Below are 17,328 nucleotides of genomic sequence, written 5' to 3'. Positions count from 1 at the left end.
GCCTTTCTCGTAGGATCACGCTTAATATACCCCTCATCAACCGCATCCAACACCGCCGCCTTCAACTGATGATGAAAATCCATCGTAGTCTGACGTTCATGTTCTTGGGCATAATCATTTAATAATTGCTGATAAGAAATCCGATTCAAATCACACACCTTCAACTCAGGCGCCAATTTTCTCACCCAAACATAAGTCATTCTGTACTTTTGCATCGTCACATCACGAATCGCACCTTCCTTATAAATCGTAATCCAACGTTTGTAATATTGATAAAACAATTCATTTGCACCTTCATGAATAGCCATAAAAAATCCCTCCATCAATTTAAAAATCACTAAAACAGGCTTTCGATGATGAAGACAATATAGACATTTTTACATATATTATCATTTTAGTTTAAGTTTCCATTAAAAACACACCTCCCACAAGACATTTCTATCTTATGAGAGGTGCATCATAATCCCCATTTTATTATTATAATTCACTGGCTTTATATTGGTTCAATCCTTCGTAATCGTAACTACTGTCAATTCCTTTTAGATAGAGTTCTCGATTGTTCATCTCATCTGTTAAGGCTTCTTTTAGTAGGTGCTTTAGTTCTAGATCTTTGATGGGGCTTCTTTCCATTGCTAATAAATAATCAGTCTTATCAATTTTTGTCCAATTTATAATATAGCCTAATTCCTGCTTTAAGATATCATCCAGCCAAATACACATACTACGCCCATTACCTTCTCTAAAAGGATGAGCCACATTCATTTCAACATACTTTTCGACAATTTCATCAAAAGTCGCTTGTGGCATCTGTTCAATTGCTTGTAATGCTTGGCTCAAATAAATGACTGGCGCAAATCGGAAATGTCCTTTCACGATATTAATCGTTCTAAGTTCTCCAGCAAAGTCGTAAATATCCTGGAACAAGTAGTGATGGATGGCGGTTAATCTTTGAACGCTTCCCGCTGCATATGTGGCTAGCTGAGGATCACCCCATAATGCGACTGCCCTTTTTTTAGTTAGCTTTTCTTCTTGTTGTGCTAATTCGATTGGATTGGTAAGGTTTAATTTATTTTTAGGAATCATTTGCTTCACCTCTTTTGGGATTTTTAGTTGGTTCACGATATGGATTTTTCTTGTGAGTTTCTTATTTATTATAGCATATAATTTTCGGATGAACTTCTTATTATAGACGCACAAAAAAGCAGCGAAAAGCTCAAATTTTGCTCTTCGCTACTTCTTACGTTATGAATATCTTGGATTAGTTATCTGATAATTGTTATTCCTGATGGCTATCTTGTATTAATCGAAAAATTTAATACGGATTTTAGTTCTACCATCTGATATCTTTTTCTAATACCCAACTATAGATACCGCTTAATAGATAGGCTTGTTGGTTGCTCTTTTGATCATGTCTTTGTTGGATGACCATATAGCTTTTTCCCTTGACGAATGGTGCGATTTTTTCTCCGGTTTGATAGCGTTTGGCATCCTTTTTGACTTGTGCTAATTGACCGACGTGATTGACTATTGGAGTCGATGTTGGGTGATCAATGTAGCAGTGTTTGATTCTGAACCATCTGCACGGTTGGCCTGTTCTAGCAAAGATTGGTGTGATGCGAATCCCATTGTCGGTGGCATTACAGTGAATAATCTGATGGCGACTCCAGACCATTCCTGTGTGACCGAATGAGCCGGCACTGTTACCTTCTACTCCTGCAATAAAGATGTCGCCTCGTTTGCGCTCAAAGTACGAGATTTCTTCTAATAGATAACCTGCTTCCTTGAATAAGTTCTCGGTATTGCCATTCCATGTAATTCTCAGTGGGAATCCGCCTGCTCGTAATGCGGTATATAGTGCACTGGAACAATCATAGCTTCGTGGCCCATTACGACGAGCCATTGAATAACTAACCTTTCCTATTCTATCTTCAAACCAATCCAATGACTTTTCAATATTTCCCATGCCCCTCACCTTTCTTTTTTGAATTCAGCTTTTATTAATAGGTCGAACCTAGCGTAATAGTGCTAGATTCAACCTTCTGCTATTTATTTATGGTTTTGCATCAAAAATCGATGTGCGGGTTGTTTCAATTAATTCTGCGCTGTCTTTTTTGACGTATTTTGCGACTCCTTCAACTTCAAAGGCATCTGCTTGGATAATGTCTTCCATTGCTTGTTGGGCCATTTCTTGGTTGAATTCTGGTACTGGGTTATTGATGCTTAATGATTTTTTCTTATTTTCTCCATCGATAAAGCTTAATTTTGCGACTACTTTTGTTTCACTCATTGTTCTTCCTCCTTATTTTGTTTGTGTTAAGTTGTTTGTTAGTCATCCATTAGGCAACGTTCACGTGTTACATGCATTGCATAAGTCATATCTTCTTTGGCGATACGGTCAACGGCTTTTGCGACTTTTTTAATGGCTTCTTCGCTGACGCCTTCTTTTACATCTCCTAATGTTTTGAATTTTAGTGTACGTCCTTTTTCTAAGTCGTCGTGATATAATTCAATCGCTGCTTTCTCAAATACTTTTGCCATGTTTATTCTCTCCTTTGTTTGTTTTTTGTAGTGTCATGACCTCTACATCTTAATAGCGTTATTAGGTTTGGATGTGTTCCAGTTTTTTAGAACTTTTTTTAATTTTTTCTGTAATTCTTTTCGTTTGGTATATAATATCTTGCGACTCATATGGAAATCTTTTGCTATTTGTGTTCGTGGTCTGTCTGCATCCATTAAAGCTACTACTAACTGCCATTCTTCATCGTTAAGGGCTTTTCTAACTTCTTTCATTAAGGTAACTTGTTCTAGCTCTTGGTCTAGTGCGATGTCTTCATCCTCCAAATAATAAAATTCTTCATCATCACAAGATACTGCGGCTTCTCTTTGGTTATGTCGTAAAAAGTCAAGCAAACGCCAACGAATACGCTTGCCTGCTAGACACATAAAGCGTCCAACATCCACTTCATCATTCCAATCCACCACAAATTCACTGGCAGTCTTCAATACGACTAATCGGCCTTCTTGCAATAAATCCTCATAATCGGCATGATAATACGAGATATTCATGCGGAATAATTGCTTCCTTACCATCCCTTCAAACTGTTCTACTACCCATTCTTCTTCCATCATTGTTAATTGGTGTTGCTGTTGTTCCATCTTATTTGCCTTCCTTGGGCGCGCTACCCAAAAAAGATACAAGGCCTTGTTCGCCTATAAGATATAAAATAGTAAAAGGCTTGTCTAATGTGAAAAAGTAGCTAAAAGAAGAAAATAAGTTATTTAATTGCAATAAAAATCATCTTTATATAAATGTAAATCAAATATCATCAACACCCATAGCGAGAAAGATTTTTCATGAAAATGACGATTTTTGTATTTACATCAAAAAGAAAACCCACTGAAAACTAAGCCCCGCCTAGCCATCAATGGGGTTAAAAAAGTTTTTATTTTCATCATGGTTTTAATCATGTTTGAAGCAAAAAAAAGCAGCTAACACCACTATGGCGCTAACTGCTTTTTATATTATTCTGTTTGCTCGACATATAGATCGGGATATTTTTTAACCATTCCTACGCGATTATCAGGAAATATTGGCCAGAAAGTAAAGACGGCTTCTCCTAAGATATGTTCTTTTGAGATAAAGCCGATCATACGACTATCCTTAGATACGCCACGATTATCTCCCATTACAAAATATTTCCCTTCAGGTACCACTCGTTCACCAGTCAAGCCATATAATGAAAAGTCGTCAATCGTCACAGTCTTTTCATCTGGTGGTAAGTCTTGGTTAATGAATGGTTGTTCTACTAATTCATTATTAATAAATAATTGACCTTGGAATACTGAAATCTCATCACCAGGCATGCCGATAACTCGTTTGATGTATTTTTCGGTCTCATCAGGAGAATCCACGACAACAATATCAAAACGATCAATCGAATTTAACTTACTCATAATCATTTTGTCGCCATCATGTAATGTAGGATACATAGAATCTCCACTAATCGTAAAGGGATATCCCACATAAGTATATAATAAGAATAAGACACCTAATGCTATCACAATTGATATGATATAATCATAAATTTCGTGAAGAAGAGATTTTTTCTCTTTTTCTTGATGGTATTTATTATGACGACTATTAGGGCCTTTCTTTTTATGTTTTTTCTTTTTGGAACGTTTTACACGATAGAGGTCATTACGTGGAACAAATTCCTGCGCGACTTCTTCAATCGGTTCTTTACTATATCGCAAAAACTCCACCCTCCTATTCTTTTGTAGTTAGATAGTCAACTGCTTTTTTGTACTGGGTATCATTTTGTTCAATCAATTGGCGAATGTCATCCATTAGGGCATTGGCTGTTTTTTCATCGACAATTCCTGTTGGGTCTAATTCCTTACTTGATTGATACTGTGTCACTGCTTTTGTTGTTGCTTCATCAAAATATCCATCAACGACTACTGGATACCCAAAGGCTTCTAACATTAATTCAAGATTACGCACATTTGCTGATACATCACCAGATTGCGGTTCAACACTTGTATCCAATATCGATAAAAAGGCATAATCTGGTAATGCTACTTCAATTGTTGGAGTAATCCCTTCTTTATGAATCCAGTTGCCATTTGGGGTTAACCATTTGGCATTGGTATATTTTAGTTCGCTATTATCCGTCACATCAATCACTGTTTGAACGGTTCCTTTACCATATGTTTTAGTTCCGATAATCGTTGCATTGGCTGATTCTTGTAATGCACCTGTTAAGATTTCGGCAGCACTTGCGCTTCCTTTATTGACTAATAAGACATAAGGTTCAGTAATTTTAAAGTCGCCCATCTTAGTCTTTTCGGCATGGTATTCAGTGATTTTACCTTGGCGGTCTTCAATTTGCATAATGGGTTCTTGCTCTAATAAGAACATATTGGCGATACGTAATGCTTGGTTGAGTAAACCTCCCGGATTATATCGCACATCAAATACAAATGAGGTTGCCCCTTGCTGACGTAAATCACTAACGACTTTTTCTAATTCTTGATCCGTATTCAACGAAAAGTTAGAAATCGTTACTCGTCCAATCGATGGGACTTGTTGATCAAGTTCTCCTCGAACGGTAATGACTGGAATCTCTTCACGGGTAATGGTAATGTCTAATTCTTGTCCTTGACGAATAATGGTTAATGTGACATCTGTTCCCACTTCACCACGAACAATCTTCACAACATCAGAGACAGGCCATCCTGTAACATCTTTACCATCAACCTTATAAATGACATCATTTGGTTGTAGACCCGCTTTTTGTGAAGGTGTGCCTTCAATTGGTGTACTAATTACAACCATGCCATTCTCATTTTTTAATTCGGAACCAATCCCGGCAAAAGAACCTGTAATGGTCTCATCGATAGCTTCTGTTTCTTCGTTCATAAGATAGACGGTATAAGGATCTTCTAGTGAATCGGTCATCCCACGAATCGCTCCATCTATTAGTTGTTGGGATGTGACAGTTTCGTCAACATAGCCATTTTTCAAGTAAGAGTAGACGACTTCAAAGCGTTTAAAGTCTTTTGGTGGTAAACCGATACTATATTCTGCCTCATTCGTCATCTTTTTCTGAATGACTTGATGATCGACAAATACCGTAACAAAAGCCGTCATAAAAGCAATCACCACAATTAAGGCAGCAATGATTGAATTAAAAGTCGACTTCTTCATGTGAATATAGCTTGATTCTTTGGAATTTTGTGACTCTTCTGTTGTGATCGGTCCTTCAGTAAGTTCTTCTGATACTTCCTTTTTACTATCTTGGGGTGTGGTATGCTCTTTGTTAAATTTATCCATCTATAAATCCGCCTTCTAGTCACAAGCAATAATAGTATCTAATGCAATCTCCATCATATCATTAAATGTTTTTTCACGTTCTTCTGATGTTGTTTCTTCACCAGTTAAGATATGGTCACTGATTGTTAAGATTGATAATGCTTGACGATTATGTTGTGCAGCTAAAGCATATAATCCTGCTGCTTCCATTTCTACAGCTAAGACACCATAGTCAGCTAATTTTTGTTTATCTAATTCAGCATTATAAAAACGGTCTGCTGATAATACATTACCTACGTGAACGTTTAGGTTGCGTTCTTTAGCAATGTGATATGATTTGTCTAATAATTCAAATGTTGCGATTGGTGCATATGTTACTTGGTTTTGGAAGATGTTATTGATTACTGAAGAGTCAGTAGTTGCGCCTTGTGCTAAGACAACGTCACGTACATGAACATCTTTTTGGATTGCGCCAGCTGAACCTACACGGAAGATACGTTTTACATCATATTCTGTATATAATTCATTCGCATAAATCATCATTGAAGGAATACCCATTCCTGATCCTTGAACTGACACGCGTTTACCTTTGTAGTATCCAGTATAACCAAACATATTACGAACTGTATTATATTGTTCTACATCTGTTAAGTAAGTCTCAGCAATATATTTCGCACGTAATGGATCTCCCGGCATTAATACTGATTCTGCTACTTGTCCTTTTTCTGCTGCAATGTGTACACTCATGTTATTATTCCCCTTTTCCAATTAGTTTTTTAGTAATTCAGGCTTAAAGAAAATCGTAAAGACAATCTTATCATCCTGAAGTTGGCAAGTTTTCGCCAATATTTTAATGTCTTTTGGCAAAGTTAGTTCAGATAGCTTTAGTTCGACCAATTTGTTATTGGCGTCTACTTCCACAAAGTCCGGTAACTCGACTTGCGTTGACAATAGTGATAGTACGATAGTTTTTGGCAATTCAATATGAGACAAATTAATAGACGTTATCTTCAACTGCAAATCCCCTGCCTCAGTAACATAGGGCTGAGTCGTTAATGCATACGCCACATCAATTCCTAATATTTTTTGTGTGCCAGAAATCTTGATGTCGTCAGAGACTTCAACTTTCCCATTAGCTAATTTGTCACCTAGATATGTTTGCATCATTTTTTGGAAGGCTTCCTTCGTTAGACTAAGGTCCGTTTGAATATATTCTTCACTTGGCGCTTTTATATTCGTTGTACTTTGATCTTCTTTTTGTGAATGACTAGCATTTAAATAGGCTAGCCCTGCATAAAAGCCAATCGGTATCACAAAGATTGTTGCTGTTAAAGTGAAAAAAGCGACTTTCCAAGGATTTTTCTTCTTAGTATTCATCTGATTCCTCCTCATACTATTCTCTTATTATAGCATATAATCATTATTTTACTAAATTAATTTTTCAAATTTATTCACAAGCTTTTATTTTATTTCCCAGTTTATCGGTTCTTTATCCCATTTTATTAATTGTTGATTAATTTGGCTAAAGGGTTTGCTACCGAGAAATCCTCGATAAGCTGATAAAGGACTTGGGTGAGTAGATTCAATAATCTTATGTTTAGTAGTATCGATAAAGGCTTTTTTCGTTTTGGCGGGATTGCCCCATAAGACGAATATAATCGGCTCTTCACGCTCATTCAAGAGACGAATAACTTGATCAGTAAACTTTTCCCAGCCCTTTCCTCGATGGCTATTCGCCTTTGCTTTTTCAACGGTTAAGACCGTATTCAGTAATAAGACTCCTTGCTGTGCCCAAGACGTTAACTCACCATGATTGGGAGCTTTAATCCCAAGATCTGCTTCTAATTCTTGATAGATATTACGCAATGAGGGTGGGATTTTGACTCCTTTTTTAACAGAAAAGCTTAAGCCATGTGATTGCCGTTCTCCGTGATAGGGGTCTTGTCCTAGAATCACCACTTTCACATCTTGATATGGCGTATAATGAAATGCATTAAAGACCTCTTCTTCAGGCGGGAAAATAGTCTTAGTTAGTCGCTCATGTGCAATAAAGTTTTGTAATTCATGATAATAATCTTTTGCTTGTTCTTCTTGTAATAATTCTTGCCAGTCTGTCATCTAATCCCCTAACTTTCCATTCTATGATACATTTCAAATCGGTGTGGGAATAAGTTCTTGCTATCTACAATCCCTTCAATGGTCTTCACTAAAGAGAATTGCTCCCAATCCAATTCTGGAAAATAGCTATCCCCACTAAATTCCGCTTCAATAACTGTACGATATAAGACATCTACATCCCCAGCAAACAATTGATAAATCTGACTCCCACCAACGATATAGATATCCTCTTCGGCCGCATCTAATATAATATCTTGATAGTCCGTTACAACTTCTGCCCCCGGAACCTCGTAATCTTTATCATGCGTTAAAATAATTGTGTGGCGGTTTGGTAATAAGCGCTTGCCCATCCCTTCAAAAGTCTTACGCCCCATGACAATTGTCTGATAACTAGTCAAATCCTTAAAAAATTGTAAATCATTCGGTAAATACCACGGCAATTTGCCAGCTTTACCGATTAGATGATTCTGATCTTCTGCCCATACAAAAGCTAACATTTCTTCGCCTCCTCTTCTTTCATTATCCCAAAATATTATGCGCTGTTTAGTTCGAATTCATTCGTATTCTTCTTTTTATCTTTTAGAAAGCCATTTATCTAGCGCTTTTTCATCTCATTTAGCAATCTTTATCTGTATCTTATCTTGCCAGAATCTAGAATCTCTATACCGCAATTGGTGCTTTAATCCCTGGGTGTGATTGATAATGAAGTAATTCAATATCTTCTGACTCCACCTCGAAAATAGATTTCTCTGGGTCTTTTAAGTGTAATTGTGGTAATTCATATGGTTCACGATTCAATTGGCGTTCGATTTGTTCTAGATGATTTAAGTACAAATGAGCATCGCCAATCGTATGAATAAATTCGCCCACTTCCAAACCAACTTCATTGGCAATCAAATGCGTTAATAAGGCGTAGCTAGCAATATTGAATGGTACACCCAAAAAGATATCGGCACTTCTTTGATATAATTGGCAACTTAACTTACCATCAACTACATAGAACTGGAATAATGTATGACAAGGTGGTAAAGCCATCGTTGGCACATCAACTGGATTCCAAGCAGAGACCACTAAACGACGTGAATCAGGATTCGTCTTTAAGGTCGCAATCACATCTTTAATCTGGTCAATGACTTCACCATTTGCTCCTTGCCAATGACGCCATTGTGAACCGTAAATATTACCTAATTCACCATATTTTTCAGCGAATTCTTCATCAACTAAGATATTCTCACAAAATTGTAATTTCTGCTCTTGATAGATACGATTAAAGTCTTCATCTTTTTGTGCACGGATGCCAAAATTCGTCATATCAGGTCCTGTATAATCAGAAGACTTGATATAGCGTTCAAAAGCCCATTCATCCCAGATGTGATTATTATGTTGTAATAAGAAGCGAATATTGGTATCCCCTCTTAAAAACCATAGTAATTCACTTTTAATTAAACCAAATGGGACACGTTTAGTTGTTAATATTGGGAATCCCTCTTGTAAATCAAAGCGCATCTGATAACCAAATACACTCTTTGTTCCCGTTCCTGTTCGATCATCTTTTACAGCGCCCTGTTCTAGGACATGTCTTGCAAAATCTAAATATTGTTTTGTCATTGTTTATCCTTCCTTTTCCATATTGCTTCATTTCCAGTGAACAACTTGTTATCCTTAATCGTTGGCAATTGGTGCTAATTCTTCCCAGCGATTGTATTTTTCTTCGAGGTTAAGGGAAGCTGCGTCTAGTGCTTCTTGTAATTCTTGTAATTTTGCAAAATCACTACCAACTGTCTGCATTTCTTCTTCAATGGTACTAATCTTTTCTTCAATTGCTGCGATATCATCTTCCAATGTATCCCATTCTTTTTGTTCATGATACGTTAAGCGGCGTTTCTTTTCAACTTTTACTGCTTCGATAGCTACTTCTTCTACTTTTTTTAATTCTTTTGCTTCTTCCATCATTTGTTCTTTTAAGATTTTTTGTTCATCCAAATATTCACTCATCGAACCATAGAAGAGATCCCATGCGCCTTGTCCTTTAATCTCTAGTAAAATATCCGATGTCTTATCTAAGAAGTAACGGTCATGGGATACCGTAATTACCGCACCATTAAATTCGCTAATAAACTTCTCTAACACTGTTAATGTATCAATATCCAAATCATTCGTTGGTTCATCTAATAATAATACATTCGGCTTAGTCATTAATAGCTTCAATAAGTATAAACGACGACGCTCACCACCAGATAAAGTAGAAATATACGCCCCATGCATATGACGTGGGAATAAAAATGTTTCCAATAATTCAGAGATAGAAGCAACCTCACCATTCTTTTGACGAACTTCTTCAGCATATTCACGTAAATATTGTACAACTTGTTTGTCCATTGGGATATCGATATCATTTTGCTTGTAATATGCGATATGAACGGTCTCACCGGTAATGAATGTCCCTTTATCAAAATGATATAAGCCTGCTAAAGTATGTAAGAGGGTTGATTTCCCGATACCATTCTGTCCGATAATCCCAATACGAGCGTTGGATTGGATAATTAATTCAAAATCCTTTAAGACTTGGTGACCAGCAATTGATAGGTCAATATCTTCTAATTGAAAGACACGTTTACCGATGCGTTTTTGGTCGACGGTAATTTCTAATTCTTGTTCAGTTGTTTTATTTTTAACGTCTTTTTCTAATGTTTCAAAGCGTTGGATACGGGCTTGTTGCTTAGTTGTTCTAGCTTTGGCACCTTGACGCATCCAGTGCAATTCTTGTTGGTACAAGCGTTCTTGTTTGTGATCCATCTTACTTTGGATGGCTTCACGTGCAGCACGCTCTTCTAAATAGGTTTGATAATTACCTTCATATGCCTCAATTCGTCCATGTACTAATTCGAACATATGATTCACTACACGTTCTAAGAAATAACGGTCATGAGTTACTAGTAATAAAGAGCCTTTATAATTCGCTAAGTAAGTCTCTAACCATTGAATAGCTTCCATATCAAGGTGGTTCGTTGGTTCATCTAATAATAATAAATCAGGCTCATCAATTAAGACTTTAGCCAGTGCCACACGACGCTTTTGTCCGCCTGATAAGTCGCCGACACGTTTAGTAATATCTATAATACCAACTTTATTTAAAATTGATTTAATCTTTACTTCAAATTGCCAACCATCGATTTGATTCATTTCCTCTTCAAGTGCTTCAAAGCGCTTCATTAAAGTCGCATCGGTTGGATTTTGTGATAATTGTAATACGATTTGTTCATAGTTTCTGACGGTGGCTAAAGTTGGGTGGTCACCTTGGTATAATACATCAAATACTGACTTATCATCATCTAATAATGGATTCTGGCGCAAATAACCGATACGGTAATCATTGGAAGCTTTCATCGTGCCTCCTTCTGGAAAATCAACTCCCGATAGAATATCTAAGAGTGTCGTCTTTCCGGTACCATTCTTACCGATTAACCCCACACGATCGCCTTCATTGATTAAAAATGAGACATCCTCTAAAATAGTCTTCTCGCCATATGTCTTATGTAAATGATCTACACGTAAATCTTTCATCCTATCTCTCCTCACTATACTAATAAAAAAAGTCACCTGAAATACGATATTCCAGATGACCATTATCCTAACTAAAATAATTGGTTGTTTTTATCATATGCATAAGCATTTCTAACACGTTTGCCAGCTTCTGGTTCAACCGCATTAAGTGCTGTTTCAATTGTTCTTAAAGCTTCTGCATAATAGAAATGACTATTGAATTGTTCTAACGCGCTATTAATGGCTTGTTCAATTTCAGGATTTGATAAGCGGTATCTATTAGCGTGTTGAATCATATACTCTGTTAAGCGAGCATTATCAATAATTGATTGTGTTTCATCTTCTAATTGCTCAATGTCATCTTTAATTTTGGCATCGATTTGATTAATTTCACGCATATCAATTTTAACGCGATTAAAGTGTTGGGCTAATTGCTCAATTTTATTCGTTGTAGCAAAGAACATTTGTAAATATTCTTTTGGCAAACCTGGTAAGTGATATTTTTCTATAGTACGTTTCATATTACGTAATGATAATTCATAGTCATCTAAGTTATCACGAACTTGTCTTTCTTGGTTCTTCAAGTCAGCTAGTTCGGCAACTAAAGCACGTTGTTTACCATCGATTTCTTGCAATTTGTTCATTATTAAGTGGTAGTATTCTTCCACTGTTGTAAATGGTACTGTCGCATTTTCCATTTCTTCTGTGTAGTGATTTAATGATTCTTGTTCACGAGTTAATTGTGCTTCGAATTCATTCACTTGGGCAGTCTCGTTATGCGATAGGATATAATTTTGTGAGACACGATCAATTTCAATGCTGACATAACGATTAGCATCGATAATACGTTTTAATTGCATTGCGATTGTTTTTTGGTTGGCTACAACATATTGTTTGGCTGCTAATTCTGCTTCCATAATACTGTATAGGGTCTCGATTTCACGACTGGCTTTATCCATTTGTTGACGAGCATCTTCTAAATCAGTAGTAATCACTAATTTTCTAGCTTTTTCAACAATGGCCATCACATCACGAATCTTACCTGCAACATCAGTCTTACCGAATGGATAGTTTTCTTCTACCATGCGAGTATATCCATCTTGTAAGTCTAAAATCTCTTCATCCAATTCTGTCTCTAATTCTTTTAATAACTTAGGAACTTCTTCAATAATATGTTCAAATTCATCCATTTCATGTTGAATGCGAGTTAAGACTTCTTTAGCTTCTAAGTGGTCGCCTTCATTCGTTAATGTATTGAATTTTGTAAAATCTAATTCTAAATACGATAAGCGTTTTTCTAGGCTTTCTAATGCATCGCCAAATATAACGCTATGAGCTAATAATTCTTTACGTAATGCTGTATAGCGTTCTTGTAAAGCTTCTTGTTCTGCTCTATTTTGTTTTTCGCTTTCTAATAATTTTTGTAATGCTGAATAGACTTTATCAACATCTTTTTTTGTTTCATCAATTAACTCATTAGCTTCTTTGATGGTTTGTTTTGCCTTCACAAAGTTATATTTTGTAATATATTGTTCTGCTGCCACGATTGTTGCTTCAATCTCTGGGAAGCGGAATCTGGTAATTGTTTGCCAAGATGCTTGCCATGATTCATATGAACGCTTTGTTTGTCCTGTTAAACTTAAATTCTTTAAAGTATATAAGGTATCCGCAATTGGTACCCCCATCAACTTTTGCTTTTTCTGATTGATCTCTTCAATCTCTTTAGTCTGTTGATGACTAAAATAATAAATTGCTCCATAAATAATTAATCCAATTACTACTACTGTTAAAAAGAAGTAAACGACTTCCATCACGATTCCTCCAACTTATTTATTTGTATTTTTTGTTCCTATATAGTTAATATATCATTAGTTAGTATATCATGTAAGTTAAGCATAAAGCAAAAAAATTTGAATATTTTTAAATAAATTTCATAAATTTACAACTAAATGAGAAAAACTAGCATTGCTGCTAGTTATTCATTATAATTCTACACCAAAACCACTAAATAGTTCTAGTTCCTGTTTTGTTAATCGGCGAAATTCTCCTTTTTCTAGATTTTCATCCAATTCTAATGGTCCCATCTTAACTCTTTGCAAATCAACGACTTCCTTACCACAAGCTAAGACCATTTTCTTTACTTGATGGAATTTGCCTTCTTTAATCACAATCTTTACTAAGCTAGTATCTTGACTTGGCTCAGTTGATAAAACTGTTAAAGAAGCTGGTAAACACTTGGTTCCATCACGAAAAACAATCCCTTTTTCAAAACTTTCGATATCTTCCTTGGTCATAATCCCTTTTACTTTTGCGATATACGTCTTATCGACATGTTTTTTGGGTGATAATAAGGCATGACTTAAAGCCCCATTATTAGTAATTAATAATAATCCATGCGTATCAATATCCAAACGTCCGACTGGAAAAGCTTCTTTTTGTTTTGCTGTCTCATCTAATAAATCGAGTACCGTCGCATGACTGGAATCTTCGGTTGCACTAATAACGCCTTTTGGTTTGTTTAATAAATAATAAACAAACTTTTCGTATTTTATGACTTCTCCATCGACGGTAACTAGGTCTTGTTCTTCTTGGATTTGAATCTTAGCAGATGAGACTTTTTTGTGATTAATGGCTACACGCTTTTGTTTTAGAAGGATTTTCACATCAGATCTAGACCCTAATCCACAATTAGCTAAAAATTTATCAATTCTCATTTGTTATCCTATCCTTTATGTAATCTTAGTTTGCGACGAATGCCATCTACTTTACTTCCAAGCATTTCATCAGCAATTTTTGTTTTTAGAGCTAAACCAGCATATGTTCCCCCACCAACAGCTGCCACGATTAAGACGGCTATTAATGCTGGGAATTTACGATCAACATTTAAGACTAATGAGACTAACTTCAATGTCGCAAATGAGGTCACAAACATCGCTAAAGTTATCGCTGAAATATGTACTAAATCTTTTAAAGTACCCATAATATCGAAATCTGTTACTTGTTTTAAACGATAGACTAAATAGTAGCTCGCTACCGCAAATCCAAATGTGGTCGACCATAATGGACCTGACACAGCAAAATAATAAATACAGACTGGTTGCCATAATACTTTAGCAAATAGTCCAATCATTAATGCTTTAATCGCTTCATTATTTTGTTGAACGGCTTGTAACATCGCGCTAAAGACGGTATAAGCTCCTAAAATAATACTCATAATACAAGAAACTACTAAAGCTTGCGTCCCAATCGTATCTGGTGAATAAAAAATATTATACATTGGAGCTGCAACAACCGCCATTCCAATTGCTGCAGGGAACATAATAAAGGCATAAAGACCAGTATTTTTGCGAATAATCTCTTTTACCTCATCATGATCTTCTGCCACAAAATGAGATGCTAATAATGGTAGTGCTGTCGCTGCTATACTTACTGCCAAAGAAATAATAATCATAATAATCTTATTCGCATTAAAACTAAAAATCGCATATTCAGTCTTAATCATTTCAGCAGTTACACTTGAGTCTACATTAAAAGATTCAAACCAACCACGCAATTGACTATAACTAAACATATCAATTAATGAAGCGAACTGAATTCCTGATGTAATAATAACAAATGGAATAGATTCACGAATTAATTCTGCAAATAGACTAATTGAAGAAATTTTGTGTGGATTTTCGTCTTTTTCCATTAATTCATCTAATCCAGGCTTATCACGCCATAATTTGTAGACTAAGTACATCATCGAGACAATCGCACCAACAACGGCCGCAAAAGTTGAATGAGCCACAGCAGTACTATAATCTCCTGATAACATCTTCATAATAATAAAGGTCATCACAATCATATAGATAATACGTACAAATTGTTCTAATAATTGCGAAATGGCAGACGGCGCCATATCATTATATCCTTGATAAAAACCTCTCACCAAGCTCATTGCTGGAATAATCATCACAGCCGGTACTAGCGAACGAATAACTTTTACCCCATATTCAATATTAGTTTCTGGACTCCAAGCTGCAACTGTTGGGGCAATCGCATACATAATGCCACCAAAGATAATTCCTGCTCCAATCATAAACCACAAACTCTTAATAAATAACTCCCAAGCAGTCTTATACTCCTTCTTAGAATTATAATTGGCCACTAACTTAGAAATAGCAGCTGGAAAACCGGCCGTCGATAATTGGATAAATAAAGCATAAATACTATACCCAACTGCAAATAAAGCATTCGCTGCATCACGATTGGCTCCCATCATAGCGCCCCACGGAATAATATATAATGCACCCATTAATCTGGATAGCATACTTCCCGCAGTTAACCAACTTGAACCTTCTACCATTTTTTCATGGGAAGATTGCTTAGACTCTAACCTTTCTGCTAAAGTCATACTCGATCCTTTTAAACGTTTCATATTTTCTATTTTCCTACTTTCTGCATTTCTAATTACTCTCTTTGTTAGAGTACAATATTTTTACTGAAAATTCTACCATTCTAGCCAATGAAATGTTTAATTTTATGATAAATCAGCCGAAACGCTCATCAATCTGCTAAGATGAAAACAAATCCAGCCCTATTCATTTATAAAAATAAGCCATAAGGATGATTCCTTATGGCTTAATACTTACAATTAAGCAGATTGTACATCTGTAATTTTAACAGACATATCTCCACCAGGTGTTGAAATAATAACTTCATCACCGATTTTTTTACCAATTAGACCTTTAGCAATTGGAGAATCATTTGAAATTTTACCTTCGATTGGATCAGCTTCTGCGCTACCAACGATTGTATATGTTTCTTCTTCTCCATCAGGTAATTCAATAAACGTAACTTTACGTCCTAAAGAAGCAATATCTTTTTCTACATCATTATCGTCAATAATTTCAGCGAAACGAATCATTTTTTCTAAAGTTGAAATACGGCCTTCTACAAAAGCTTGTTCATCTTTAGCTGATTCATATTCTGAATTTTCTGATAAGTCACCATAGCTACGTGCAATTTTAATACGTTCTACGATTTCTTTACGTTTTACTACTTTTAATTCTTCTAACTCTGCTTCAATTTTTGCTTTACCTTCAAGAGTCATTGGGTATGTCTTTTCATTCATCTTCATTATCTCCTTTTGGTTACCTTTAAATCGAGTATTTTCATACACGTAAATGTACAATGATTCAAAGATACCACGTTATATATAACTTTGCAATACCTTCTGTCTAAGAATTTAGAATAGATGCGATTTTTGTTGTCATTAAATCAATTGCAACCACATTTGAACCACCTTCTGGAATAATTATATCGGCATATTTTTTAGTTGGTTCAATAAATTGATGATGCATTGGCTTAACAACTGATAAGTATTGATTAATAACAGAATCAAGTGTACGGCCACGTTCCTCCATATCGCGTTTAATACGACGCAAAATACGTAAATCATCATCCGTATCGACATATACTTTAATATCCATTAAATCTCTTAAGCGTTCATCTTCCAAAATTAGAATCCCTTCAATTAAGATAACATCTTTTGGTTCTTGGTGGATTGTTTTATCGCTTCGAGTATGGCGTTCATAATCATATACTGGTTCTTCAATTGATTCAAAATTAATTAATTTTTTTAAATGCTCCACCAATAAATCTGAGTCAAATGCGAACGGATGATCATAGTTCGTCTTTAATCTTTCTTCGAATGGTAGGTCTGATTGATCTTTGTAATAGTAATCCTGGTCAATTTTTACAATTGATAATTCTGGGAAATGCTCCAAAATCTTTCTACTGACACTTGTTTTTCCACTACCTGATCCACCTGTTACTCCAATTACAATCGGTCTTTTCATTATTATCCT

Annotated in this window: 19 protein-coding genes; all 19 read right to left on the bottom strand. The window is 35.7% G+C overall.

The annotated features are described in order from the left end of the window. Positions 1–308, bottom strand: a 308-nt coding sequence (locus tag BMX09_RS03995; RefSeq protein ID WP_177159465.1) for a phage integrase SAM-like domain-containing protein, incomplete at its 3' end; no start/stop codon positions are given. Positions 309–477: 169 nt separating this feature from the next. Next, positions 478–1,083, bottom strand: a complete 606-nt coding sequence (gene fic / locus BMX09_RS03990) for a protein adenylyltransferase Fic (protein WP_089746409.1) — start codon at positions 1,081–1,083, stop codon at positions 478–480. Positions 1,084–1,330: 247 nt separating this feature from the next. Continuing rightward, positions 1,331–1,963: a peptidoglycan amidohydrolase family protein gene (locus BMX09_RS03985; RefSeq protein ID WP_089746408.1), complete on the bottom strand. Its 633-nt coding sequence runs from the start codon at positions 1,961–1,963 to the stop codon at positions 1,331–1,333. 87 nt (positions 1,964–2,050) lie between these two features. Beyond that, positions 2,051–2,287 carry a DUF2922 domain-containing protein gene (locus BMX09_RS03980; RefSeq protein WP_089746407.1) on the bottom strand — a complete coding sequence of 79 codons (237 nt, stop codon included), beginning with the start codon at positions 2,285–2,287 and terminating at the stop codon, positions 2,051–2,053. Between the two features lie 38 nt (positions 2,288–2,325). Continuing rightward, on the bottom strand, positions 2,326–2,538 hold the full coding sequence (locus tag BMX09_RS03975) for a hypothetical protein (RefSeq protein WP_089746406.1): 213 nt from the start codon (positions 2,536–2,538) through the stop codon (positions 2,326–2,328). 42 nt (positions 2,539–2,580) lie between these two features. Further along, positions 2,581–3,156 (bottom strand): sigma-70 family RNA polymerase sigma factor, encoded by a 576-nt coding sequence (locus tag BMX09_RS03970; RefSeq protein WP_089746405.1) that lies wholly within the window; start codon positions 3,154–3,156, stop codon positions 2,581–2,583. A 366-nt stretch (positions 3,157–3,522) separates the two neighbouring features. After that, complete coding sequence (gene lepB / locus BMX09_RS03965) at positions 3,523–4,254, bottom strand: signal peptidase I (RefSeq protein WP_245711124.1); 732 nt, start codon at positions 4,252–4,254, stop codon at positions 3,523–3,525. A gap of 13 nt (positions 4,255–4,267) precedes the next feature. After that, positions 4,268–5,836 (bottom strand): S41 family peptidase, encoded by a 1,569-nt coding sequence (locus BMX09_RS03960; protein WP_089746404.1) that lies wholly within the window; start codon positions 5,834–5,836, stop codon positions 4,268–4,270. Between the two features lie 15 nt (positions 5,837–5,851). Further along, complete coding sequence (gene deoD / locus BMX09_RS03955) at positions 5,852–6,562, bottom strand: purine-nucleoside phosphorylase (protein WP_089746403.1); 711 nt, start codon at positions 6,560–6,562, stop codon at positions 5,852–5,854. A gap of 21 nt (positions 6,563–6,583) precedes the next feature. Beyond that, positions 6,584–7,192 carry a YpmS family protein gene (locus BMX09_RS03950; protein ID WP_177159524.1) on the bottom strand — a complete coding sequence of 203 codons (609 nt, stop codon included), beginning with the start codon at positions 7,190–7,192 and terminating at the stop codon, positions 6,584–6,586. Positions 7,193–7,276: 84 nt separating this feature from the next. Next, complete coding sequence (gene ung, locus BMX09_RS03945; RefSeq protein ID WP_089746401.1) at positions 7,277–7,933, bottom strand: uracil-DNA glycosylase; 657 nt, start codon at positions 7,931–7,933, stop codon at positions 7,277–7,279. A gap of 8 nt (positions 7,934–7,941) precedes the next feature. Continuing rightward, the gene (locus BMX09_RS03940) at positions 7,942–8,430 is read right to left on the bottom strand and encodes a dihydrofolate reductase (protein WP_089746400.1); all 489 of its coding nucleotides are present in this window, start codon (positions 8,428–8,430) and stop codon (positions 7,942–7,944) included. Between the two features lie 163 nt (positions 8,431–8,593). After that, positions 8,594–9,541, bottom strand: coding sequence for a thymidylate synthase (locus tag BMX09_RS03935; RefSeq protein WP_089746399.1), 948 nt, complete (start codon positions 9,539–9,541; stop codon positions 8,594–8,596). A gap of 54 nt (positions 9,542–9,595) precedes the next feature. After that, complete coding sequence (locus BMX09_RS03930; protein WP_089746398.1) at positions 9,596–11,497, bottom strand: ABC-F family ATP-binding cassette domain-containing protein; 1,902 nt, start codon at positions 11,495–11,497, stop codon at positions 9,596–9,598. Between the two features lie 71 nt (positions 11,498–11,568). Beyond that, positions 11,569–13,287 (bottom strand): septation ring formation regulator EzrA, encoded by a 1,719-nt coding sequence (locus BMX09_RS03925; RefSeq protein WP_089746397.1) that lies wholly within the window; start codon positions 13,285–13,287, stop codon positions 11,569–11,571. 171 nt (positions 13,288–13,458) lie between these two features. Continuing rightward, entirely contained in the window at positions 13,459–14,190 is a 732-nt protein-coding gene (locus BMX09_RS03920; RefSeq protein ID WP_089746396.1) for a pseudouridine synthase, read from the bottom strand. An 8-nt stretch (positions 14,191–14,198) separates the two neighbouring features. Next, complete coding sequence (locus BMX09_RS03915; protein ID WP_245711123.1) at positions 14,199–15,896, bottom strand: putative polysaccharide biosynthesis protein; 1,698 nt, start codon at positions 15,894–15,896, stop codon at positions 14,199–14,201. Between the two features lie 216 nt (positions 15,897–16,112). Then, the gene (gene greA / locus BMX09_RS03910) at positions 16,113–16,592 is read right to left on the bottom strand and encodes a transcription elongation factor GreA (protein ID WP_089746395.1); all 480 of its coding nucleotides are present in this window, start codon (positions 16,590–16,592) and stop codon (positions 16,113–16,115) included. A gap of 106 nt (positions 16,593–16,698) precedes the next feature. After that, positions 16,699–17,325 carry a uridine kinase gene (udk, locus tag BMX09_RS03905; RefSeq protein WP_089746394.1) on the bottom strand — a complete coding sequence of 209 codons (627 nt, stop codon included), beginning with the start codon at positions 17,323–17,325 and terminating at the stop codon, positions 16,699–16,701. Between the last annotated feature and the right edge of the window lie 3 nt (positions 17,326–17,328).

The organism is Granulicatella balaenopterae, assembly GCF_900111135.1.
GTDB lineage: Bacteria > Bacillota > Bacilli > Lactobacillales > Aerococcaceae > Granulicatella > Granulicatella balaenopterae.
The sequence above is the reverse complement of the archived record's forward strand: the minus strand, read 5'-3'. Positions and strand labels throughout refer to the sequence as shown.